This window comes from Citrobacter sp. KH_055_1, from assembly GCF_057838705.1.
In genome coordinates this window covers 3,257,036-3,280,716 of the sequence record NZ_CM174473.1, presented here as the reverse complement: position 1 = coordinate 3,280,716, position 23,681 = coordinate 3,257,036, and the positions used below count along the sequence as shown (strand labels likewise).

The 23,681-nt window shown below is 51.0% G+C and carries 22 protein-coding genes and 5 tRNA genes; 17 read left to right on the top strand and 10 right to left on the bottom strand.

Annotated elements, in window-relative coordinates; translation table 11 throughout:
- The first annotated feature begins 286 nt into the window (after positions 1-286).
- A complete protein-coding gene (locus AC3ITF_RS15555; protein WP_117342257.1) occupies positions 287-1,189 on the top strand; it encodes a LysR substrate-binding domain-containing protein in 903 nt (300 codons plus the stop codon).
- Between the two features lie 42 nt (positions 1,190-1,231).
- Here the strand turns inward: AC3ITF_RS15555 and cobO are convergent, their stop codons facing one another.
- The 10 genes from cobO to glmS all read right to left on the bottom strand — a co-directional run bounded on the left by cobO (position 1,232) and on the right by glmS (position 12,479).
- Positions 1,232-1,834: a cob(I)yrinic acid a,c-diamide adenosyltransferase gene (cobO, locus tag AC3ITF_RS15550; RefSeq protein WP_137362413.1), complete on the bottom strand. Its 603-nt coding sequence runs from the start codon at positions 1,832-1,834 to the stop codon at positions 1,232-1,234.
- Positions 1,835-1,843: 9 nt separating this feature from the next.
- Positions 1,844-3,496 carry a class I fumarate hydratase gene (locus tag AC3ITF_RS15545; RefSeq protein WP_181625122.1) on the bottom strand — a complete coding sequence of 551 codons (1,653 nt, stop codon included), beginning with the start codon at positions 3,494-3,496 and terminating at the stop codon, positions 1,844-1,846.
- A gap of 123 nt (positions 3,497-3,619) precedes the next feature.
- Positions 3,620-4,621: a glutaminase A gene (glsA, locus tag AC3ITF_RS15540; protein WP_117342259.1), complete on the bottom strand. Its 1,002-nt coding sequence runs from the start codon at positions 4,619-4,621 to the stop codon at positions 3,620-3,622.
- Positions 4,622-4,775: 154 nt separating this feature from the next.
- Positions 4,776-6,080: a dicarboxylate/amino acid:cation symporter gene (locus AC3ITF_RS15535; protein ID WP_489175816.1), complete on the bottom strand. Its 1,305-nt coding sequence runs from the start codon at positions 6,078-6,080 to the stop codon at positions 4,776-4,778.
- Between the two features lie 168 nt (positions 6,081-6,248).
- Positions 6,249-6,566, bottom strand: coding sequence for a DUF4387 domain-containing protein (locus AC3ITF_RS15530; RefSeq protein WP_115259037.1), 318 nt, complete (start codon positions 6,564-6,566; stop codon positions 6,249-6,251).
- The gene (locus tag AC3ITF_RS15525; RefSeq protein ID WP_489175815.1) at positions 6,563-7,933 is read right to left on the bottom strand and encodes an acyclic terpene utilization AtuA family protein; all 1,371 of its coding nucleotides are present in this window, start codon (positions 7,931-7,933) and stop codon (positions 6,563-6,565) included. Before AC3ITF_RS15525 ends, AC3ITF_RS15530 begins: the two co-directional genes overlap by 4 nt.
- A 3-nt stretch (positions 7,934-7,936) precedes the next feature.
- Positions 7,937-9,178, bottom strand: coding sequence for a methylaspartate ammonia-lyase (locus tag AC3ITF_RS15520; RefSeq protein ID WP_117342261.1), 1,242 nt, complete (start codon positions 9,176-9,178; stop codon positions 7,937-7,939).
- Positions 9,178-10,623, bottom strand: coding sequence for a methylaspartate mutase subunit E (locus tag AC3ITF_RS15515; RefSeq protein ID WP_096757826.1), 1,446 nt, complete (start codon positions 10,621-10,623; stop codon positions 9,178-9,180). The genes AC3ITF_RS15520 and AC3ITF_RS15515 overlap by 1 nt, the downstream gene beginning before the upstream one ends.
- 18 nt (positions 10,624-10,641) lie before the next feature.
- Complete coding sequence (gene glmL, locus AC3ITF_RS15510) at positions 10,642-12,030, bottom strand: methylaspartate mutase accessory protein GlmL (protein WP_115259035.1); 1,389 nt, start codon at positions 12,028-12,030, stop codon at positions 10,642-10,644.
- Positions 12,030-12,479: a methylaspartate mutase subunit S gene (gene glmS, locus AC3ITF_RS15505; RefSeq protein ID WP_096757824.1), complete on the bottom strand. Its 450-nt coding sequence runs from the start codon at positions 12,477-12,479 to the stop codon at positions 12,030-12,032. The genes glmL and glmS overlap by 1 nt, the downstream gene beginning before the upstream one ends.
- Before the next feature lie 1,226 nt (positions 12,480-13,705).
- On the opposite strand from glmS, the gene cydA reads away from it, so the two are divergent.
- The 16 genes from cydA to AC3ITF_RS15425 all read left to right on the top strand — a co-directional run bounded on the left by cydA (position 13,706) and on the right by AC3ITF_RS15425 (position 23,438).
- Entirely contained in the window at positions 13,706-15,274 is a 1,569-nt protein-coding gene (gene cydA / locus AC3ITF_RS15500; RefSeq protein ID WP_096757823.1) for a cytochrome ubiquinol oxidase subunit I, read from the top strand.
- A 15-nt stretch (positions 15,275-15,289) separates the two neighbouring features.
- Positions 15,290-16,429 (top strand): cytochrome d ubiquinol oxidase subunit II, encoded by a 1,140-nt coding sequence (gene cydB, locus AC3ITF_RS15495; protein ID WP_115259034.1) that lies wholly within the window; start codon positions 15,290-15,292, stop codon positions 16,427-16,429.
- Between the two features lie 14 nt (positions 16,430-16,443).
- Positions 16,444-16,557 (top strand): cytochrome bd-I oxidase subunit CydX, encoded by a 114-nt coding sequence (gene cydX, locus AC3ITF_RS15490; protein WP_096757821.1) that lies wholly within the window; start codon positions 16,444-16,446, stop codon positions 16,555-16,557.
- On the top strand, positions 16,557-16,850 hold the full coding sequence (gene ybgE, locus AC3ITF_RS15485) for a cyd operon protein YbgE (RefSeq protein ID WP_096757820.1): 294 nt from the start codon (positions 16,557-16,559) through the stop codon (positions 16,848-16,850). The genes cydX and ybgE overlap by 1 nt, the downstream gene beginning before the upstream one ends.
- A gap of 275 nt (positions 16,851-17,125) precedes the next feature.
- On the top strand, positions 17,126-17,530 hold the full coding sequence (gene ybgC / locus AC3ITF_RS15480) for a tol-pal system-associated acyl-CoA thioesterase (protein WP_045441116.1): 405 nt from the start codon (positions 17,126-17,128) through the stop codon (positions 17,528-17,530).
- Positions 17,527-18,219, top strand: a complete 693-nt coding sequence (gene tolQ / locus AC3ITF_RS15475) for a Tol-Pal system protein TolQ (protein WP_096757819.1) — start codon at positions 17,527-17,529, stop codon at positions 18,217-18,219. The genes ybgC and tolQ overlap by 4 nt, the downstream gene beginning before the upstream one ends.
- 3 nt (positions 18,220-18,222) lie before the next feature.
- The gene (tolR, locus tag AC3ITF_RS15470; RefSeq protein ID WP_005125437.1) at positions 18,223-18,651 is read left to right on the top strand and encodes a colicin uptake protein TolR; all 429 of its coding nucleotides are present in this window, start codon (positions 18,223-18,225) and stop codon (positions 18,649-18,651) included.
- Between the two features lie 64 nt (positions 18,652-18,715).
- A complete protein-coding gene (gene tolA, locus AC3ITF_RS15465; protein ID WP_117342263.1) occupies positions 18,716-19,987 on the top strand; it encodes a cell envelope integrity protein TolA in 1,272 nt (423 codons plus the stop codon).
- A gap of 128 nt (positions 19,988-20,115) precedes the next feature.
- On the top strand, positions 20,116-21,408 hold the full coding sequence (gene tolB / locus AC3ITF_RS15460) for a Tol-Pal system beta propeller repeat protein TolB (RefSeq protein ID WP_096757817.1): 1,293 nt from the start codon (positions 20,116-20,118) through the stop codon (positions 21,406-21,408).
- A 34-nt stretch (positions 21,409-21,442) separates the two neighbouring features.
- A complete protein-coding gene (gene pal / locus AC3ITF_RS15455; protein WP_006685431.1) occupies positions 21,443-21,961 on the top strand; it encodes a peptidoglycan-associated lipoprotein Pal in 519 nt (172 codons plus the stop codon).
- A gap of 9 nt (positions 21,962-21,970) precedes the next feature.
- A complete protein-coding gene (gene cpoB / locus AC3ITF_RS15450; RefSeq protein WP_096757816.1) occupies positions 21,971-22,759 on the top strand; it encodes a cell division protein CpoB in 789 nt (262 codons plus the stop codon).
- Between the two features lie 165 nt (positions 22,760-22,924).
- Positions 22,925-23,000, top strand: a tRNA-Lys gene (locus AC3ITF_RS15445).
- A 35-nt stretch (positions 23,001-23,035) separates the two neighbouring features.
- Positions 23,036-23,111, top strand: a tRNA-Val gene (locus AC3ITF_RS15440).
- A 3-nt stretch (positions 23,112-23,114) separates the two neighbouring features.
- Positions 23,115-23,190 (top strand) — tRNA-Lys (locus AC3ITF_RS15435).
- 49 nt (positions 23,191-23,239) lie between these two features.
- Positions 23,240-23,315: transfer RNA gene (locus tag AC3ITF_RS15430), tRNA-Lys, on the top strand.
- Between the two features lie 47 nt (positions 23,316-23,362).
- Positions 23,363-23,438: transfer RNA gene (locus tag AC3ITF_RS15425), tRNA-Lys, on the top strand.
- Positions 23,439-23,681 lie beyond the last annotated feature (243 nt).

Below are 23,681 nucleotides of genomic sequence, written 5' to 3'. Positions count from 1 at the left end.
TATTGATTAAACTCGCATAGTTTTTTCTGCAATAAACAAGATCATTTGAAAAATTATTAAGAACTTATAAGCACTATTTGCCCATATTTAACCTTATTTAAATTGTGTTTACTGCCCGGCTTGCGTATTATTGGTTAATATTTATCCGCCTCAGTGTGAGTAAATCATGGATTGGATCAATGACATCAATGGACAAAATAAAATATAACTTTCGATGCTTGTCTGGGTGTAATGAAATTTATTTTATAAATTAAACTTATTTTGTACGCTGCATATGGAAGAGGTTATGAGAGGAAAAATACCGAAGACGGAGTTGCTGGTAACTTTTGAAGTAGTTGCGCGTCACGAAAGTTATACCCGGGCAGCAGAAGAGCTTGCGTTGACACAAAGTGCTGTTTTTCGCCAGGTGAATGCGCTGGAGGACTTTCTAAATACAGCGCTATTTAATCATGCCAAAAAGCGAATTTTCTTAAATGCGGCAGGGAAGCATTATTTAACTATCGTCAAGGAAACGCTTAACAAACTGGAACGTGACACCACCACCATAATGACCTGGCAACCGACCGTGCAGGTTATTGAGTTGGCGGTTAATCCTACGTTTAGTACGCACTGGCTGATTCCTAACTTACGTGAGTTCAATAAACTTAACCCTGATATTATCGTTAATATTCACTCTTTGGCGAATATCGGCGATTTTCTCAATCGCGAATACGACGCGGCAATCATGCGGGAAGATTTTTACTCGCCATGGTCTGGGGTCGAGTACCTTTTCGAAGAGGAAATTTTACCCGTATGCAGCAGATGCCTGCTGAACGAAGCCGATCGCAAGCTGGCGGTAACCGATCTGCTGAATGAGTTTCCTCTGTTGCACCAAAGTACGCGTATCAAAGGCTGGCAGGAATGGTTTGCGTTGTCTGATGTCAGCAGTCCGTTAGTCAATAAAGGTCCGCGCTTTGATTTGCTCTCGATGCTGATCGCGGCGGTACGCTCGAATTTGGGCGTCGCGTTGTTACCCCGATTTGCTATTCAGCACGATCTGGACTGCGGTGATATGGTGATTCCCTGCGATGTCCCGATGCGTACCGGCAACCGGTTCATTATGACGTGGCGTGAAGAGAAGGCGGAATCTCCGCATTTACAGACTTTCCGTAACTGGTTACTCGGTAAATCTGTGGTGTCAGTGACGTGATGACAACGCCGGCCTACAATATTGTAGGCCAGCGTGTTTTTCCTACCAGTCAATCCCAACTTGTGCCTGAATACCGCTATCAAACGCGTGCTTGACCGGACGCATCTCACTGACCGTATCGGCAAGTTCCAGTAAAAGCGTGTGGCATCCGCGGCCCGTGACAATTACGCTCTGTTCGGCTGGACGATTCTCGATGGCAGCGATCACTTCCTGAGTATCCAGATAGTGATACGCCAACATATACGTCAGTTCATCCAGTACGACCAGATCGTAGTGCGCATCGGCGAGCATGCGCTTACTTTCCTGCCAGACCACCGTTGCTGCCGCAATGTCCGCTTCCTTGTTCTGGGTTTCCCAGGTGAAGCCGGTGCCCATAATATGGAATTCAACGCCGAGCGGTTGTAACGTGTTGTATTCGCCATTATCCCACTGGCCTTTAATAAACTGCGCGACGCCAACGGTTTTTCCATGGCCGACCGCGCGCGTCGCGGTACCAAAGGCGGCAGTGGATTTTCCTTTACCGTTGCCGGTGAAGACAATCAAAATCCCTTTCTTTTCCGTTGCCGCCGCCACGCGGGTATCAACCTGATCTTTCAGTTTCTGCTGACGCTGGCGGTGCCTGTCGTCATTGGCTCGCACTTCCATTGTTGCTCCTTAATGTCCTGCAGGGCAGGTTGTGCAGCGATGCTGCTGCTCAAACTGACTAAAGAAGTTGTTGCCTTTGTCATCCACTAATACAAAGGCGGGCATATTTTTCACTTCCATCATCCACACCGCTTCCATACCCAGTTCAGGATATTCAAGACAATGCAGGCTCTTCACATACTGCTGGGCCAGCAGGGCCGCTGCGCCGCCGATGCTGCCAAGGTTAAATCCACCATGCTTCTGACAAGCATCGGTCACCTGCTTGCTGCGATTGCCTTTTGACAACATGATCAAACTGCCGCCTGCTGCCTGGAAAGCATCGACATAACCGTCCATGCGCCCGCCGGTAGTGGGGCCCATTGAACCGCAGGCCAGATTGTTAGGCGTTTTGGCGGGACCGGCGTAATACACAATGTGATTTTTCATGTATTCCGGCATCGGTTCGCCGTTATCCAGACGTTCTTTGATCTTGGCATGGGCGATATCGCGGGCAACGACAATTGGGCCGCTGAGTGACAGTCGGGTGCCAATCGGCAGTACGGACAGATCCTGCATGATCTCGCGCAGCGGACGATCCAGATTCAGTTGTACGGTCTGACCGCTGTTTTCTACGCGCTGAGAATCGGGAATAAATTTTCCCGGATTATGTTCAAGTTTCTCCAGCCAAATACCGTGCTTATTAATTTTGGCTTTAATATTGCGGTCTGCAGAGCAGGAGAGGGCCATGGCGATAGGGCAGGAGCCACCGTGGCGTGGCAGGCGAATGACGCGAATGTCGTGCGCGAAGTATTTACCGCCAAACTGTGCGCCAATACCAAACTCGCGGCTGGCATTGAGCAACGCCGTCTCCAGTGCGGTATCGCGGAACGCCTGACCCAGTTCGTTGCCACTGGTTGGCAGGTTATCGTAATATTTTGTTGAAGCCAGCTTAGCCACTTTCAGCGATTGATCGGCAGAGAGCCCGCCCACGACGAACGCAATGTGATACGGCGGACAGGCAGCGGTGCCCAGTGATTTCATTTTCTCGATCAGGAAGGCGGTGAGTTTTTCTGGCTGCAGAATGGACTTGGTTTCTTGATACAGCGCCGCTTTGTTGGCCGAGCCGCCGCCTTTATTGACGAACAGGAAGCGGTATTCGTTACCCGGAGTTGCACTGATGTCGATTTGCGCAGGCAGGTTCGTTTGGGTATTGACCTCGGTGTACATATCCAACGGGGCATTTTGCGAATAGCGCAGGTTATTTTCCGTGAAGGTGGTATACACGCCTTTGCTTAATGCTTCCGCGTCATCGCCGCCGGTCCAGACCTGCTGTCCTTTGCTGGCAACAATCGTTGCGGTGCCGGTATCCTGGCAGTTGGGCAGTACGCCTTTGGCGGAAACTTCCGCATTGCGCAGCAGTTGAAGTGCGACATATTTATCGTTACTGCTGGCCTGCGGGTCGTGCAAAATGCTGGCTACTTGCTTCAAATGTCCGGCGCGCAGGAAAAAGGACGCTTCATAAAATGCCTGCTGTGCCAACAAGGTTAACGCCTCAGGCGCCACCTTGATCACTTCCTCTCCGTCTAACTCAGTTACCGTAACGTATTGGTTAGTGAGTAATTCATATTCTGTATTATCTTTACTCTGAACAAAGAGTTCCTGCCAGACAAATGGTTTAGACATTTTTACTTCTCACCTTTAGGTTTTTAGGTAACGTCGGTTCCGGCCAACAAAAAAGCAAACTTTGCTGGCCGGAGAAGTTTTAGCGAGGAGGCCGGATACGCGTTAGCGCTATCCGGCACGGGCTTATTTCGCTAAAAAGATGTTGGCTTTTGTCGCTTCGGCGACATATTCGATAGTTTTCTGGGCACGAACGCTGTTACCGGCTTCATCCAGCGGCGGAGAATAAACAGCTATCGCATATTCACCCGGGACAACAGCAACCATTCCGCCGCCAACGCCGCTTTTCGCCGGCAGGCCGACGGTATACAGCCACTTGCCACTGCCGTCGTACAACCCGGCAATCGCCATTTCAGCCAATACTTGCGGCACATATTTTTCGTTCAACAACTGCTTGCCGTTAAACGGAGACTTTCCTTTGTTGGCGAGGACAGCACCCATTTTGGCCAGTTGCTCAACGGTGATATCGACTGAGCATTGACGGGTATAAATTTCAACGGCTTCGTCGGTGTCGCCATAGAAGCTGTTGTAGGATTCCATCAGCTTCGCCAGCGCCTGGTTGTGCTGGTTGGTATCCATTTCAGATTTGAACACCGGTTCGTTCACGGTCAGTTTGGCATCTGCCCAGACGTTCAGGTTATCGAGGATTTTGTTCCAGCGATCGGTTTTGTCTTTGGCTTCAATCAGGCTAACGGTGCTCATTGCGCCGGCATTAACCAGCGGGTTTTCCGGTGCGCCTTTGGTCAGTTCAACGGCTAAGCCTGAGTTGAATGGCATGCCGGTGGCATTGGCGCCGAGTTTATCCAGAACCACCTGTGGGCCATGCTGCTCCATAGCCAATGCCATGGTGAAGACTTTGCTCAGGGATTCCATCGGGAAGGGTTTGTTGACATCGCCAACCTGGTAGATTTTGCCGTCAACGGTGGCAATGGTGATGGCAAAATTTTTCGGGCTATAGGTCGCCAGAGCAGGGATATAGTCGGCGACTTTTCCGTCATTGTTACTTTTAAATTTCTGGTGTGCCTGTTCGATCAGTTTGGCGTAATCCGGCGTGGTTTGCGCGAACGTGGTTGCGCTAAACAAGACGCTGAAAGAAAAGAGACTTACGCCGAGAAGTGTTTTATTCATTGTGTTTTCCTGGTGGTGTTGTGAAAAAAGATCCGTAGACCGGAAAAACCTTATCGACCTGGTAAGACGCTTCGCGTCGCCATCAGGTGTGGCTCTCTTGTCGGATAGCGGCGTAAACGCCTTACCCGGTCTACAGATCGCAGTTATCAAATGATTAAGACAAAGCAACTTCCGTTTCAGTAACCGGACGATCCTGTTCCGGGGTTTTCACTGGTGCAGTTCCGCGACAACCCTGGCCGAAGTGTTCACCTTCCCAACGGCTCACGATGGCAGCACCCATGGCATTACTCATTACGTTAGTGGCAGAACGACCCATATCGAGGAACGGATCGACGCCCATCAGCAGGATCAGACCGGCTTCCGGAATGTTGAATTGGTTCAGCGTAGCGGCGATAACTACCATGGACGCACGCGGTACACCCGCCATCCCTTTAGAGGTCAGCATCAGGATCAACAGCATGGTGATTTGCTCACCCATGCTCAGTTCGATGTTGCATGCCTGGGCAATAAAGACGGTGGCAAAGGAGCAGTAGGCCATGGAGCCGACCAGGTTAAACGAGTAACCGATAGGCAGTACGAAGCTGGCAATTTTGGAAGAGACGCCAAACTTCTCCAGTTTGTCCAGCGTGCCTGGGAAGGCGGCTTCAGAACTGGAGGTGGTAAAGGCCAGCAGAGCCGGTTCAAGAATGGATTTAGTCAGGCGGCTGATGCATGGGCCGACAATCATTGTCGACAGGCCAATCAGGATGGCCCACAGCATACCCAGCGTCAGGTAGAACTCACCCATGAAGATCCCGGCGCTCACCATCACACCCAGACCACGTTCGGCAATCAGACCGGAAATCGCAGCAAAAACGGTCAGCGGTGCGAACAGCATGACGTAGCCAGTCAGCTTCAGCATCACGTGTACCAGCGAGTCCAGTACCTTCACGATAGGATCGGCTTTTTCGCCAATGGCGGCCAAGCTGCAACCGAGGAAAATTGAGAACACCACGATCTGCAGGATTTCGTTACGTGCCATCGCGTCAACGATACTGGTCGGTACCGCGTGCGAGATAAATACTTTCAGCGTGAACGGCTCTGACTTAACGGCTGCGACAGCACCGACGTCATGCGGAACAAAGTTGATGCCCGCACCTGGCTGGAAGATGTTAACGATAACCAGACCCAGCGCAATTGACACCAGAGAGGCGCAAATAAACAGGAAAAAGGTTTTAGAAAATATACGTCCCAGCGTTTTGGCATCGCCCATTTTGGCAATACCAACAACCAGTGTGGAGATAACCAATGGCGCGATAATCATTTTCACCATACGTAAGAATATAGTGGTGAAAATAGAAATATCCGCTGCATAAGATTTTGCTGTTTCAGCCGCGGCCATATTATTTATGGCCACCCCGGCAATCATGCCGAGTATCAGGCCTAATATGATCATCTTCGTTAAACTAATTTTCTTCATGTGTACTCCATCGGATAAAGGCTGGTAATGAAAATTGTGTAGGGTGGCGGGCACCTGAGCTGGAACAGTAGCTCAGGCGCACGCCTGTTGTGACCAACCGCATGAATACTTCGAAGCACTGTGATACTGCTGAATTCTGTGCTCCAATGGTTGTTATTTTGTTTTTTATTACAAATCGAACTCAATACTTAATAATGGAGCATGTTGCTGCGCGCCATAAACATCATTGTCACCGACGTTGCCGGAAATAATATCGCGAGGCATGACGATCTTTACCGCATTTGCCGGGTCAAACCAGACAATGTTATGAATAAAGTCAGGCTCGACATTATATAATCCAGCAATCAGTTGCGGTGTTAATTGCTCGGACGCTTTTACTCGTTGATAGTCTTCCTTGGTTTTAAATAAAATATCTAAAACCAGTTCGTACGGTCCGGCATTTTTGGAACGGATGACCTGCGCCAGTGAACAAATTGAGTGTTTCATGCCTGAACTCCTTCTGGCGTGACCTGTTCAATGTGGAAATCAAAACGCAGTGCATCGCTTGCTTCAATCAGGTGATAGATTGAGAACTCATACACCGGACCACTCTGAATATCAGATGGCGAGAACGGGAAAGCGAGGTTGCCCGCAGTCGCAATGCGATTTTCATAGCCGTAGTGCAGCAGGGTAGAGCGCACCAGCGAGCAGACGCTGTTGGCGATATCCTGCGTCGGTGCGACCACGTCCAGTAAAATCCCCAGTTCGTGACCGGCGGTTTTAATCGGCTCATGATTGCCCATCACACCGTTCTTCCCGTACAGGTGGAACGTCATGCGGATACTGTCATCATTCAGTGAAAGGTTACGTGCTACGCTTGCCTGTACCTCTTCAAGAATGGTGTCAATTCCGGCAATCATAATCGGGTCGCGTGTCCCGGCGATGGTCAGGCAGCGGAAGCCAACCTGACGTGCACCTTCCAGTTTCAGCGCATACGGCGTCTCTTCATGACGTGAGCCGCTGACATACACTTCGCCGTCGTTTACCTGCGTGAAGGTACACGCCTTCAGGTTCAGCACGCCGCCCGGTCCCGGCAGGAAGTACGGATCGGACTTCTCATACAGAGTGTGCGCTGCGGCGGAAGTTTCAGTGAACTTACGCTTTGGATTGAACGCTTTCAGCGTAAAGCCGTTGTCGTCAATGATCCCCATCGCACAATCTGAGCCGGAGCCCGGGGTGGCGGCAATAGCAGCACACTCAAGGATCTTACCGCAGTGAAGCGCCAGACCTTCATCAAAGCCCTGCATAATCGGCAGTGCGGCGAAGCAGGCCGGATCGTAGGCTCGTCCGCCCAGTACCACCTGCGCACCGGCTTCCAGCGCACGCTGGAAAGGCTCAACGCCCATCTGTGCGACGATGTAGGTGCTCTCTTCAATCGCCTCGTGAGTCAGTTCAGGGACAAAATCCAGGGCGGTGATTTTGCCGTTATCCAGCGCCTGATGAACGACCTCTTTGTCAACATCAGACGGGATCAGCGCCATAGAGAAGGACAGTTTTTCTTCCTGCGCAATCTCATGGATAATCTGGCGACACCACTCCAGATGCGGAGCAGCACCTGAACCACCGGCTGTGCCGATGACCACCGGGATGTTGTTCTTAACGCCTGCTACGATCATATAGCGCAGATCGCGTTTTACGCCGGCCCTGTCGGTAAACGGTTTACCTGCCCCGAGGTAGTGGGGGCCAGGATCCGAGGAACCCGCGTCAACAGCAATAAGATCCGGTAACTCTTCCATGGCTTTACGAAAACTTTCTTCCGGGAAGCCATAACCCAGGATAGCCGTAGGCGATAAGATCTTAAATGTGCGTGCCATCTCTTAATCCTTAGTCTGCAACAGCGCGATGGTGCGGTTCATTTCGTTAAACACGATGTTGAGACCTTCATCGAAACCCATACCCGGTTTGATCAGCATGCGCATTGGACGCGCGGCCAGCGCGACGTGTACGCAGGTACGTGCACTGATCTCGGTTTCGTTACAGGTGCCGCCCTGATAGGCTTCCATTCCGTGTTTGTTGCAATACAGCACTGCATCAACGATGTTGTGAACACCACCCAGATCCGGGGTCTTGATTTGCACCATGTGGCAACTGCCCGCATCGGTGAAGTCGACGATATCCTGATAGGTGTTACACCATTCATCGGCCACGATTTTCACGCCGGAGCCCAGACGAGCCAGCTCGTTGGTGATCTCAGTCAGCATGCGGATCTGATCCGGTTTGTTACCGGCATCAACCGGACCTTCGATGTACAGCGGCAGGCCCTGTGCTTCAACTTCCAGGCTGGCGATGTATTCGGCGCAACGAACCGGATCCATATCGAAAATCAGACCGATGGTGCCGTACACATCAATGTGCAGCGTAGGCTGATACGCTTCGTTGGTGCGCAGGGTTAAGATGCGGTTGGATAACCAGCGCACATACTCACGCAGTTTTTCACCTTTAAAGCCCAGCTTCTGCTCGACGTTGTTGATCAGCGCGTGCGGCAGAACGTCCACACCTTTGAGGATCATTTTGTCTACGGCGATATAACGGTCATCGCCGCTCTGGCCGAATAAAGGAATCGCTTCCGGAACGCATGGCAGCTGCCATTCGTCACAAACGACTTCTGCTTTCAGACGACCGGTCGCCAGCGCAGCGGCATCCAGCAGCGCCTGAGACAGGCCGTAGCGAACGGCGGTATGCAGCAGACGACCGTCAATGCTCAGTTCGTCGAAGAAACGGGCGTTTGGCAGGAACGCATCGACATCGCGACCTTCCAGCAGCGGTTTGATGTGATCGTTGAGGAACGGAATGAAGTTCTCTGCCAGGAACAGCGGGTCACGACCGCCCGCACCGGAATACTGTACAGCTGCACAATCACCGACCGCTACCGCGCCGTTTTCCAGAATCAGCTGAACCGAAACGCATTCACCCGCCTGGCGAACAGAAGTAAATCCAGGCGTTACCGGCGTGCCGGTATAGATGAACCCATCGTGACCTGCGCCGTCTTTAATGGCCTGCTGGTCGTCAAAATAAAATGAGGAGTAGCCAGCTGTGAAAAGGGCCTGTTTAATTTTCATTATGGTCTTCCTATTAATTTACTGTGGGATACGGCGTTGATGTCATCAATGACCATCTGGAAAGAAGGCTTGCGGCCTTCAAAGTGGGCGCGCTCTGCGACGTAGTCGTGGTGCAGGGCGAGAATATCTTTCGGCAACGGTACGGAGCCGGCTTCAAGAATACGGATTGCGCCTGAGTTATCGCGAACCGGCAGGATTTTGCCAGCATTACAGGCTGCAGGTGCGAAAGGCACGTCCAGTACGCCTGCTTCAAAGGCCAGCACGGTACCGCGTGCAATGTCGCCATTACCCAGTTCGAAGACTTTCTTCAGCACTGCGTGGACTTCGCTCTTAATCAGTTCTACTTCCTGCTCCACGGCTGCGCACTGCGGGAATTTCTGGTCGCTAACCATGTTCAGCATCTGACGTGACGCTTTGAGGCCTTGGGCGTTTGCTGCCGCAGTCGGGATACCAAATGCTTCATGCGGGCTCTTGGTGATCACTTTCGTTGCGCCAGACATGCCAGCCACTGCCGCACCCCAGGCGATGACGGAGAAAGCTTTCGCTTCGTCTTCCGGGAATCCGCCCATCCACTGGTGGAATACGGTGCTCAGTTCATAGTCGTCGAAGCCGTAGTTATGGAAGTATTCGTGTGACAGTTCACGCAGCGCTTGAATCGCAGCAATGTCCTGCGTCAGGCTACCGACCTGGCCGTAGCCCACGGTAATGGACTTCACGCCTTGCTCCAGCGCCAGCAGACCTTCGATGATCGCGACGGAGTGAGACATGAATGGCGGAATCAGGGTGCCGGTCAGCGGACCAAAGGGTTCACGGTTAATGCGAATCCCGTTTTCTTCGTACAGTCCCATCAGACGGTCGCAGTACTGCCAGTCACGGATGGATTTTTCCAGGGTGACGCGCTTGGCGTAAGGGATGTTGTAAGAGATACCGCCACCTTCGTAGCTGGTAAAACCACTGGCCATGGCAATTTCTGCCAGCAAGCGCGCATCTGGCGTACCGTGGCGAACCTGGATAGGTTTCTCCAGGGATTCCGTCATCCGACGGCAGGCAGCAACCCCGTGGTTGACGACCGGTAAACCATTCAGCTTGGACGTACCCGCTTCGATAGATTTCTGGATCCCGACGGCGGCTTCTTCATAACGGTTCAGACGGGTATAAGCATCGATGGTGCTGGGCAGCAGGTCGCACTCTTGCTGCAATGTTTTGAGCAGCGCAATGTGCTCATCCATTAATGCAACGCCTGCACGCGGCTGGCTCAGGGTTTTACCTTCCTGATCGGCCTTCAACAGCGCGAGGGAGAAGCGCTTCTGGTCTGGAATTGTTTGTTGGTACTTCACGCCATCTTCGAAGTTCTCAACGTCTTTGCCGGTTTCCCAGGTTTGTAACACCTGCAGCCTTTCGGTCATAAATTCGTCATGGGTCAGTTTTTTATTTCGAAGTTCCATTCGTAGCTGCCTTAAGTTTTATAGGGTTAAACACTGAATGCTGGTGCGAGCAGCGGCTTGCGGGTACAGCCTGGCGACGTTTGCCAGTAGAGGGAGCAGGCCATGTGAATCGCGGTAATACTCAAACTGATTCGGTAACAGAATTCTTTTACCCTGGTCGTCTAACTCCCGATATTTGAGCCAGTTATGAATATCAAACTGGCTGGCGCGCGAGAGCCATCCCCCTGAACCGACAACTTTGCGTACGGTGGTGAGATCGCGACCCATCTGTAAATCCACGTTACCTACGCAGGTGCAAACCTGCTTTTTAGTGCCCGCGTGGCGCTCAGTGGCATAGCCCACGCACAAACCTGCCAGCAGGGTGTCGAAATATTTCTCTTCCTCGCTGAGTGGCAGGTAATCCGGTTGCCCAACCAGATGGCGCAGATAGCGGTAAAACGCCTCTTCGCGCTGTGGCTGTTGGGCAAAGATAACTTTCACCATTTCCTGCGTGCTTTCTCCGACGACAACGGCGGAAACTCGCATCCCCAGATCGCCTTCAACAGTACGTTTGACGAAGGGTTCTGGGACGCCGTGCAGAACGGTGTCAGGGGAGAGGGTATTCGCGCTGGCTGAATAGACATCCGTGGTGGCGCCGCCCATGTCGATCAGCATGAATTCCTTCCATGCGCTGTCGTAGTCGCTAATCGCTTTTACCAGTTCATACACCGTCCACGGCGTGGGCATCGGCTCTTCGCCGGTTTCACCGACAATAACGTCCAGTCCTTTGCCTTTGACGATACGGGACAAAAACACATCGCAAATGGCCTGACGAGCAGCAAACGGATTAGGGTGGTCGAGATCGGGCAGGATGTTATCTACCGTAGTCAGATCTTTATGTCCCAGGAGAGTTTGCACATCGTCCTGAATGTCGCGGTTACCAGCGTAGATAATGGCGCAATCAAGCTTTGACTCGGCCAGTGCACGCGCATTAGCCAGACCGTAGCTTTCTTCACCGCCATCCGTGCCGCCGGTAAACAACAGGATGTCTGGTGGTGATGATTCCAGCTCCTGAATGTCATGGCGGTTAAGTTTGTACGAATAATATTGCGCGATTTTTGCGCCAGCCGAATGGGCGGTTACTTTGGCCGATTCCAGCGTAATGGAAGGCACCAGCCCCATTGCTGCAACGGCGAGTCCACCTTTGGCTGACGAGGAGTATTTCAACTGCACTTCACCGCTTTTCAGTAACGGGCGAGCATCGGCAACATTTAGCACCTGATTCAGGCTGGCAAAAAAACCGTCTGCCAGATGATGTGTGGTGGTTGGGGTCAGGACATGGTTTACCAGCGTTAATTCTTCACCTTCATGTGCGAAGAGGGCTGCCTTGGTCCATGTCGAGCCGATATCGACAGAAACTGTTTGCATCAGATAGCCTCTTCCAGGCAACGCTGCTCGAGGCCATTGTGTTGGTGAATGTCATTGGTGATAAGCGCACAAACATCTTCCAGGTCGTGGCTTGGTGCAAAGACGCGGTTAAAGCCCATTTCTTTAAACTTCACTTCGACGTCTGCAAAGTCATGTTTACCCACAACCAGGTTGCCGCCGACATAGAGCAGAATATCGCCGAGGCCACGTTCGATGCAGCGCTCACGCAAGCCGAGGCAGTCGATATCACCGTGGCCATAGATAGATGACACCACGATGGCATCCGCGCCTGTTTCAATCGCGGCATCAATATATTCATCCTGACTCACCATCACCCCGAGGTTGATTACGTGAAAATCGTGGGAGGTAAAAACGCGATCCAGAACTTTATTGCCTACTGCATGGCAGTCAGCACCGATAACGCCAATAACAAGTGTAGATTTCTTCATGGGGAATCCTCTGTAGGGCTGATGGTCAATAAGTAAAAATTATTTTTTAATATTTAGAACATGGATTGTGACAACCTCTTAATAGAGTCGGAGTTTCTGTGGAAGCTGAAAAGGAAGCAATTGATCTATTTTCAAAATATCCTGATTAAAATGATTGTTATAATTGCATTTTGGTAAATCTGTGATGATTCAATGAGTTGTGTTGTTGTTTTTGTCGCATTGTCATTTTGTTAGTAATTTCACTAATAAATGACTTGCCATCTTTGTGATCAAAATCTTATTTTGTTATGCGAGGTTTTAATGTGCGATTTTTAATAATAGAAAAAGGTAGGTTCACTAAATAACTTGTGAACGACATAACGTTTTTTTATTTATATATCTTATATGGCAGAAATATTTTTTGTTAAATTTAAGATAAAAATGATAATAGATTGTTCGGAACATATTTAATCTTTGCCGCATAAGCATAGAGAAGGAATGACCTATAACTTATAATGATGTTTTGGGCGATGATGTTTGGGTTTCGGCGCGCGGCGGTGATCCCGCTTCAGTAGAGTCACTGAATGCAGCCGCATTTCACTTCTGATTGAGATAGTTACATCTCGGTGTTAATTATAAGTGAAAATAAAATGAATTATTTGTATAAAATAACAATGTTATGGCTTGCTAAAAAAAAACTGTGAGCTACCCAGCAAGAGTGACTCTTTATCTACCTCCTGACCGTTGCCATCTTGATGGCTTAAAAGATCGTGTGGATTTTAATTAATAATCTATCATTTATGGTAACTATGATTACTTATTGTAAAACAAGAAATTAACATGAAATTCACTAGTCATGTTATCGGTAAACATCATTAACATTAAATCTGTAAATTGATTTAAATCAATGTTTAAAACTTGGTAAACCTCATCAAATGAGGTTAAATTGCTGCAGATCAAATTGGTCTGAAAGTGGTAAATTAGCTATAAATTGATCACTATCGAAAAATGCAAATTTGTCTCGATAAAAACCTGTTTATTGTAAGGATTTTACGGCGTAATATAATTGCGGGATCAATTTGAGTGTTTTATTAACATGTTTGTAACTTTTCATCATTGTCCTTTCTTCAAATGAGAAGAAAGAGCGACGGTGGAAGGACGCAAATAAATTTGTATTGGGGCATGCGTGTGACCCTTTCTAACGGGGTTCACTCTCGGAGTCTTCATGCGATGAGCAAGGAGTCATGATGTTAGATATAGTCGAACTGTCGCGCTTACAGTTTGCCTTGACCGCGATGTACCACTTCCTTTTTGTGCCACTAACGCTGGGTATGGCGTTTTTGTTGGCCATCATGGAAACGGTCTACGTCCTTTCCGGCAAACAGATTTATAAAGATATGACCAAGTTCTGGGGCAAGTTGTTTGGTATCAACTTCGCTCTGGGTGTGGCTACCGGTCTGACCATGGAGTTCCAGTTCGGGACTAACTGGTCTTACTATTCCCACTATGTCGGGGATATTTTCGGTGCGCCGCTGGCGATCGAAGGTTTGATGGCCTTCTTCCTCGAATCCACCTTTGTAGGTCTGTTCTTCTTCGGCTGGGACCGTCTGAGTAAAGTCCAGCATATGTGCGTCACCTGGTTGGTGGCATTGGGTTCAAACCTGTCTGCGCTGTGGATCCTCGTGGCGAACGGCTGGATGCAAAACCCAATTGCAGCGGATTTCAACTTCGAAACCATGCGCATGGAGATGCTGAGCTTCTCTGAACTGGTGCTTAACCCGGTTGCACAGGTGAAATTTGTTCACACTGTAGCGTCTGGTTATGTCTGCGGCGCGATGTTCGTTCTGGGTATCAGCTCTTACTATATGCTGCGCGGTCGTGACTTCGCATTTGCTAAGCGTTCTTTTGCCATCGCTGCCAGCTTCGGTATGGCTGCCATTCTGTCTGTTATCGTTCTGGGTGATGAGTCCGGTTACGAAATGGGCGACGTGCAGAAAACCAAACTTGCCGCGATTGAAGCAGAGTGGGAAACCCAGCCTGCACCGGCATCCTTTACGCTGTTCGGTATTCCGGACCAGGATGCGCAGGAAAACCATTTTGCGATTCAAATCCCTTACGCGCTGGGCATCATTGCCACCCGCTCTGTTGATACGCCGGTCATTGGTCTGAAAGACCTGATGGTGCAGCACGAAGAGCGTATCCGTAACGGGATGAAAGCGTATCAGCTGCTGGAAGAACTGCGTGCGGGTTCCACCGATCAGGCCGTTCGTGACCAGTTCAACAGCATGAAGAAAGACCTGGGATATGGTCTGCTGCTGAAACGCTATACCGACAAAGTGACCGACGCGACCGAAGCACAAATTCAGCAGGCAACGAAAGATTCTATTCCTCGTGTCGCTCCGCTGTACTTTGCGTTCCGTATCATGGTGGCGTGCGGCATTCTGATGCTGGCTATCATTGCGGTTTCCTTCTGGACCGTCATTCGTAACCGTATCGGTGAGAAAAAATGGCTGCTGCGCACGGCGCTGTATGCGCTTCCGCTGCCATGGATTGCGATTGAGTCCGGTTGGTTTGTTGCAGAGTACGGGCGTCAGCCGTGGGCGATAGGTGAAGTGCTACCGACAGCCGTGGCGAACTCGTCACTGACTGCGGGCGACCTGATCTTCTCGATGCTGTTGATTTGCGGCCTGTATACCCTGTTCCTGGTGGCTGAACTGTACCTGATGTTCAAGTTCGCACGCCTTGGCCCGAGCAGCCTGAAAACCGGTCGTTATCACTACGAGCAGTCCACTGTGACTTCTCAGCCGGCACGCTAAGACAGGAGTCGTCAAATGATCGATTATGAAGTATTGCGTTTTATCTGGTGGCTGCTGGTTGGCATTCTGCTGATTGGTTTTGCAGTCACTGATGGTTTCGACATGGGGGTGGGCATGCTCACCCGTTTCCTCGGTCGTAATGATACCGAGCGTCGAATTATGATTAACTCCATCGCCCCACACTGGGACGGTAACCAGGTTTGGCTCATCACCGCGGGCGGCGCATTATTTGCTGCCTGGCCGATGGTGTATGCCGCTGCGTTCTCCGGCTTCTATGTGGCGATGATTCTGGTACTGGCGTCCTTGTTCTTCCGTCCGGTCGGTTTTGATTACCGCTCTAAGATTGAAGACATGCGCTGGCGCAACATGTGGGACTGGGGCATCTTCATTGGTAGCTTCGTACCGCCGCTGGTCATTGGTGTGGCGTTCGGTAACCTGCTGCAAGGGGTTCCGTTCCATATGGATGAGTACATGCGTTTGTACTACACCGGTAACTTCTTCCAGTTACTGAATCCGTTTGGTCTGCTGGCCGGTGTAGTAAGCGTGGGCATGATCATCACTCAGGGCGCGACCTATCTGCAGATGCGTACTGTAGGTGAACTGCACCTGCGTGCACGTGCTACTTCACAGGTTGCCGCGCTGGTTACTCTGGTGTGCTTCGCGCTGGCCGGTGTCTGGGTGATGTACGGTATTGACGGTTATGTTGTGACCTCTGCACTGGATCACCACGCTGCCTCTAACCCGATGACCAAAGAAGTCGCGCGAGTTGCGGGCGCATGGATGGTGAACTTTAACAATGCACCTATCCTGTGGCTGGTTCCGGCTCTGGGTGTAGCCCTGCCGCTGCTGACCATCCTGACGTCTCGTATGGAGAAAGGGGCCTGGGCGTTCGTCTTCTCTTCACTGACGTTGGCCTGCATCATCCTGACTGCGGGTATCGCAATGTTCCCATTTGTGATGCCATCCAGCACCATGATGAATGCCAGCCTGACCATGTGGGATGCTACCTCCAGCCAGAGAACATTGAACCTGATGACCTGGGTTGCGGCGGTGTTTGTACCGATCATTCTGCTCTACACCAGCTGGTGTTATTGGAAAATGTTCGGTCGTATCACCAAAGAAGATATTGAAAACAACACCCACTCTCTGTACTAAGTAAGGAGCTTAAAATGTGGTATTTCGCATGGATTTTGGGAACGCTTCTTGCCTGTGCATTTGGGATAATCACAGCGCTGGCGCTTGAGCATGTCGAAGCAGGCAAAGCAGGGCCAGAAGAAAGCTAATGACCAACGTTATCGCGATGTTATATAACGCGATGGATAAGCGCCCCTTGCGGGCGCTTTCTTTAGTCATGGCGTTAGTGTTGGCAGGATGTATTTTTTGGGATCCCTCACGCTTCGCAGCAAAAACCAGCGAGCTTGAAATCTGGCATGGCCTTCTGCTGATGTGGGCGGTCTGCGCTGGCATTATCCATGGCGTCGGGTTTCGTCCTCGCGCGGTGCACTGGCAGGGCATCTTCTGCCCGCTGATAGCCGACATCGTGCTGGTGGTTGGTCTGATTTTCTTCTTCTTTTGAATAAGAAACATCCTTAAATATTTATGGGCTTGCATAAGCCCATAATTTTTTACTCTCCGTTTACTTTCCCCCATTCCAAAGCATCATTCCCGCGCGTATAGTAGCACCGGTTAAAAGCTCTAACTTTTGTTGCATTACCGGGATGTAAAGTGAATACAACGCGATATACAAACGACATTCTTGAAGCATCGCGGCGGCAAGAACGCGAGTCACCTGGCGCTTACAAAAGTAAGTAACCGGTGTGAGTGGGCGAAGCCAACAAAGAGGCAGTAAGAATGAATAAGTATATTTTTCGATGGCCGGTTCGTGTCTATTATGAAGACACCGACGCCGGTGGGGTGGTTTACCACGCCAGTTACGTCGCTTTTTATGAACGAGCACGCACAGAGATGCTGCGTCATCATCACTTTAGTCAGCAAGTGCTGCTGGCCGAACGTGTAGCCTTTGTGGTGCGCAAGATGACCCTGGAATATTTTGCGCCAGCCAGGCTCGACGACATGCTCGAAGTCCAAACCGAAATTACGTCAATGCGTGGCACCTCATTGGTTTTCACGCAACGCATTGTCAACGCAGAGAACACCGTGCTGAATGAAGCCGAAGTTCTGATTGTTTGCGTTGATCCACTCAAGATGAAGCCTCGTGCGCTTCCCAAGTCTATTGTCGCGGAGTTTAAGCAGTGACTGACATGAATATCCTTGATTTGTTCCTGAAGGCAAGCCTTCTGGTTAAACTTATCATGTTGATTTTGATTGGTTTCTCAATCGCATCCTGGGCCATTATTATCCAGCGGACCCGTATACTGAATGCGGCTTCACGTGAAGCAGAAGCGTTTGAAGACAAGTTTTGGTCCGGCATCGAATTATCGCGCCTGTATCAGGAAAGTCAGGGGCGTCGTGATAACCTGACGGGTTCTGAACAAATTTTCTACAGCGGATTCAAAGAATTTGCGCGATTGCATCGGGCTAATAGCCATGCACCGGAAGCGGTGGTTGAGGGGGCATCCCGTGCGATGCGTATCTCCATGAACCGTGAGCTGGAAACACTGGAAACGCATATTCCGTTCCTCGGCACCGTCGGTTCCATCAGTCCGTATATCGGTCTGTTCGGTACCGTTTGGGGGATCATGCATGCGTTTATCGCCCTCGGTGCGGTAAAACAGGCAACCTTGCAAATGGTTGCTCCGGGTATCGCAGAAGCACTGATTGCCACCGCAATCGGTCTGTTTGCGGCAATCCCGGCGGTAATGGCGTACAACCGACTGAATCAGCGTGTGAATAAGCTGGAACTGAATTACGACAACTTCATGGAAGAGTTCACCGCGATTCTGCACCGCCAGGCGTTTACCGTTAGCGAGAGCAACAAGGGGTAAACCATGGCCAGAACGCGTGGACGAGGTCGTCGCGAACTTAAGTCCGAAATCAATATTGTACCGCTGCTCGATGTACTGCTGGTGCTGCTGCTGATCTTTATGGCAACGGCGCCGATCATTACCCAGAGCGTGGAAGTCGATCTGCCGGATGCGACCGAATCGCAGGCCGTCAGCAGTAACGACGAACCACCGGTCATTATTGAAGTTTCCGGTGTTGGGCAGTACAGCGTGGTGGTTGAGAAAGACAGAATGGATCAACTGCCGCCGGAGCAGGTTATCGCGGAAGCGAAAAGCCGCCTGCAGACCAATCCGAAAACGGTCTTCTTAATCGGTGGTGCGAAAGACGTGCCTTATGATGAAATAATTAAAGCGCTGAATCTGTTACACAGCGCAGGCGTGAAATCGGTTGGCTTGATGACGCAGCCAATCTGATGTCTGCGTATTCCTGGCTTGAAAGATAGCGCGTAACAGGCGAACAGTTTTTTGGGAACCCAGAGTGTCAAAGGCAACCGAACAAAACGACAAGCTCAAACGGGCGATAATTATTTCAGCGGTGCTGCATGTCATTTTATTTGCGGTACTGATCTGGAGTTCGTTCGATGAGCACATTGATGCTTCAGGCGGCGGTGGCGGTTCGTCTATTGACGCCGTCATGGTCGACCCTGGTGCCGTTGTTCAACAGTACGACAGGCAACAGCAGCAGCAGGCAAGTGCGAAACGCGCAGAAGAACAGCGTGAAAAGCAGGCGCAGCAGCAGGCCGAGGAACTTCGTGAGAAGCAGGCGGCCGAGCAGGAACGACTGAAGCAGCTAGAGAAAGAACGTTTAGCCGCGCAGGAAAAAGTGCGCGAACAGACGGAACAGCAAAAACAGGCTGAAGCTGCGGCCGCGAAAGCGCAGGAGCAACAGAAGCAGGCTGAAGAAGCGGCGGCGAAAGCTGCTGCAGACGCCAAAGCCAAGGCGGACGCTCAGGCGAAACAAGCTGCAGATTCTGCGAAGAAAGCCGCCGCTGACGCGGCGAAAAAAGCAGAGGCTGACGCCGCAGCAAAAGCCGCCGCTGATGCGAAGAAAGTTGCCGAGGCGCAAGCCGCCAAGGCTGCTGCAGATGCAGCGAAAAAAGCACAAGCAGAAGCCGCTAAGCAAGCTGCTGCCGAGAAGGCCGCAGCAGAGAAGGCCGCTGCAGCTGCAGAGAAAGCTGCAGCCGCGAAAGCTGCCGCCGCTGAAAAGGCCGCTGCTGATAAGAAAGCAGCAGCCGAAAAAGCGGCAGCAGACAAGAAAGCCGCCGCTGCAGAAAAGGCCGCCGCAGACAAGAAAGCTGCCGCTGATAAAGCCGCTGCTGCTAAAAAAGCCGCGGCGGAGAAAGCTGCTGCCGCCTCTGGCGTTGACGATCTGTTAGGTGATTTAAGCTCCGGTAAGAATGCACCGAAATCAGGTGGTGGCGCGAAAGGTAGCGGACAACCGTCGAAAGACAGTGGTACAAGTGGTGCGAATGGTGGCGCAACAGGTGCTGATATCAGCGCTTACGCGAAGCAAATTCAGGTCGCGATTCAGAGCCGTCTGTTTGATGCGGGCCTCTACCAGGGTAAACAATGCGTACTGCACATTAACCTGGCACCAGATGGACGATTAAAGAGTGTGACATCTGAAGGTGGAGATCCTGCACTATGCCAGGCCGCGTTAGCGGCGGCGAGATCGGCAAGTATTCCTAAACCGCCTAACCAGGCTGTTTACGAAAAGATAAAAGACGCCAAACTGGATTTTAAACTGTAACCGTTTTTCCGTATTTTCGGACGAAAACAGTCTAAGGTTGAGACAGAGTTCTGGTAGTTTTGTGTATTTGAGTTTGTTAACATTCTGCTAAATTATCGTGGGCTTTTGGTCCAGATAAGGGAGATATGATGAAGCAGGCATTACGAGTAGCATTTGGTTTTCTGATGCTGTGGGCAGCGGTGCTGCATGCAGAAGTACGTATCGAGATCACCCAAGGGGTGGACTCGGCGCGCCCGATTGGTGTTGTCCCGTTCCAGTGGGCAGGGCCGGGTGCTGCACCTGAAGATATCGGTGGTATCGTGGGCGCTGACCTGCGTAACAGCGGTAAATTCAACCCATTAGACCGGTCTCGTCTGCCTCAGCAGCCGGGCACTGCGGCTGAAGTTCAGCCTGCGGCATGGTCTGCGCTGGGTATTGATGCCGTAGTAGTCGGTAAGGTTACGCCGAATCCGGACGGTTCCTACAGCGTGGCTTATCAGCTGGTGGATACCGGCGGTGCGCCGGGTACCGTACTGGCACAGAACACCTACAAAGTGAACAAGCAGTGGCTGCGTTACGCGGGCCATACTGCCAGTGACGAAGTGTTTGAAAAACTGACCGGTATTAAGGGCGCATTCCGTACCCGTATCGCGTACGTTGTTCAGACTAACGGTGGCCAGTTCCCGTATGAATTACGCGTGTCTGACTACGATGGCTACAACCAGTTTGTGGTTCACCGCTCTCCGCAGCCGTTGATGTCTCCGGCATGGTCTCCGGACGGGTCTAAACTGGCCTACGTAACCTTTGAAAGCGGTCGTTCTGCGCTGGTTATCCAGACGCTGTCTAACGGCGCTGTGCGTCAGGTTGCGTCATTCCCGCGTCACAACGGTGCGCCAGCATTCTCTCCGGATGGCAGCAAACTGGCATTTGCCCTGTCTAAAACCGGTAGCCTGAATCTGTATGTGATGGACATTGGCTCTGGCCAAATCCGTCAGGTCACTGATGGTCGCAGCAACAACACGGAACCAACCTGGTTCCCGGACAGCCAAAACCTGGCCTTCACGTCTGACCAGGCCGGTCGTCCGCAGGTATACAAAGTTAACGTCAACGGCGGTGCTCCGCAGCGCATAACCTGGGAAGGTTCGCAAAACCAGGATGCGGATGTCAGCAGCGACGGTAAATTTATGGTAATGGTAAGCTCAAACAGTGGGCAGCAACACATTGCCAAACAAGATCTGGTAGCGGGTGGCGTACAAGTTCTGTCGTCAACGTTCCTGGATGAAACGCCAAGTCTGGCACCTAACGGCACTATGGTAATCTACAGCTCTTCTCAGGGGATGGGATCCGTGCTGAATTTGGTTTCTACAGATGGGCGTTTCAAGGCGCGTCTTCCGGCAACCGATGGTCAGGTTAAATTCCCTGCCTGGTCGCCGTATCTGTGATAATAAATAATTGATTAATAAAGGAATCATTGAAATGCAACTGAACAAAGTGCTGAAAGGGCTGATGATTGCTCTGCCTGTTATGGCTATTGCGGCATGTTCTTCTAACAAGAACGCCAGCAATGACGGCAGCGAAGGCATGCTGGGTGCCGGCACTGGTATGGATGCAAACGGCAGCGGCAACATGTCCTCCGAAGAGCAAGCGCGTCTGCAGATGCAACAGCTGCAGCAGAACAACATCGTTTACTTTGATCTGGACAAGTACGATATCCGTTCTGACTTCGCTGCAATGCTGGATGCGCACGCTAACTTCCTGCGTAGCAACCCGTCTTACAAAGTCACCGTAGAAGGTCATGCGGACGAACGTGGTACTCCTGAGTACAACATTTCCCTGGGTGAGCGTCGTGCGAACGCCGTTAAGATGTACCTGCAGGGTAAAGGCGTTTCTGCTGACCAGATCTCCATCGTTTCTTACGGTAAAGAAAAACCTGCAGTACTGGGTCATGACGAAGCGGCTTACTCCAAAAACCGTCGTGCCGTACTGGTTTACTAAGAGAATTGCATGAGCAGTAACTTCAGACATCACCTGTTGAGTCTGTCGTTACTGGTTGGCATAGCGGCCCCTTGGGCCGCTTTTGCACAGGCGCCAATCAGTAGTGTCGGCTCAGGCTCGGTCGAAGACCGTGTCACTCAACTCGAGCGTATTTCTAACGCTCACAGTCAGCTTTTAACCCAACTCCAGCAACAACTCTCCGATAACCAGTCCGATATTGATTCCCTGCGTGGTCAAATTCAGGAAAGTCAGTATCAACTGAATCAGGTTGTTGAGCGCCAGAAGCAGATTTTGACGCAGATGGACAGTCTTAGCAGCGGTGGTACGCCAGCGGCGCAGCCAGCAGCGGGCGACCAGAGCGGGGCTGCGGCCCCTGCGTCGGGTGCAGGCGCAGCAGCGACGTCAGGCGTTCCAGCAAGCTCTGGCGATGCGAATACCGATTACAATGCGGCAATTGCGCTGGTGCAGGATAAATCCCGCCAGGATGACGCGATTGAAGCATTTCAGAACTTCATCAAAAATTACCCTGATTCCACCTACCTGCCGAACGCGAATTACTGGCTGGGACAGTTGAATTACAACAAGGGTAAAAAAGATGATGCGGCGTTCTATTTTGCATCGGTAGTTAAAAACTTCCCGAAATCACCGAAGGCTGCAGACGCGATGTACAAAGTTGGCGTCATCATGCAGGACAAAGGTGATAAAGAAAAAGCCAAAGCGGTTTATCAACAGGTTATCACTAAATACCCTGGTACTGATGGCGCGAAACAAGCGCAAAAACGCCTCGGCGCGATGTAATGCGCACCATGCGACCAGAAATCGTGTTATTTCTGGTCGCGTCGTGTGATTCCTAAGCAGTTGAGTTATTTACATCGAAATTTTTGTTGCGCTAAAATCTGAAATCAGTAATATATGCCGCCGTTGCCAAGGGATATCAAACAGCCCGAAAGCGGCCAAAAAAGTGGGGCGTTAGCTCAGTTGGTAGAGCAGTTGACTTTTAATCAATTGGTCGCAGGTTCGAATCCTGCACGCCCCACCACTAACTTAGCAGTAAGCAGTATCCAGCGTAGTATCGGGTGATTAGCTCAGCTGGGAGAGCACCTCCCTTACAAGGAGGGGGTCGGCGGTTCGATCCCGTCATCACCCACCACTCGGGGCGTTAGCTCAGTTGGTAGAGCAGTTGACTTTTAATCAATTGGTCGCAGGTTCGAATCCTGCACGCCCCACCAATTATTTTTGGTGGTTCCGAGTAAAAAATATTTCAGGCAACACCCGTATGGGGCGTTAGCTCAGTTGGTAGAGCAGTTGACTTTTAATCAATTGGTCGCAGGTTCGAATCCTGCACGCCCCACCAATATCGCGGTGGGTTCCTGAAAACAGTAAAGCAGTAAACCCCATATGGGGGCGTTAGCTCAGTTGGTAGAGCAGTTGACTTTTAATCAATTGGTCGCAGGTTCGAATCCTGCACGCCCCACCAGTGTAAAAAGGCGCCCTAAAGGCGCCTTTTTGCTATCTGCGATTTATAAGATTCGAACCTACTTTCCTGATGGTGCCGCGCTTATCAGATCTACGAAGCTACAAATCGACACCGTACCTGTAGGCCGGATAAGACGCCAGTCGCCATCCGGCATTGTCCAACGCAATTATTGTGACTTTTTTACGCCAATCCGCTATCTTGTTTAGCATATAAAACAAATCTAACCGATTATGGCGTACGTCA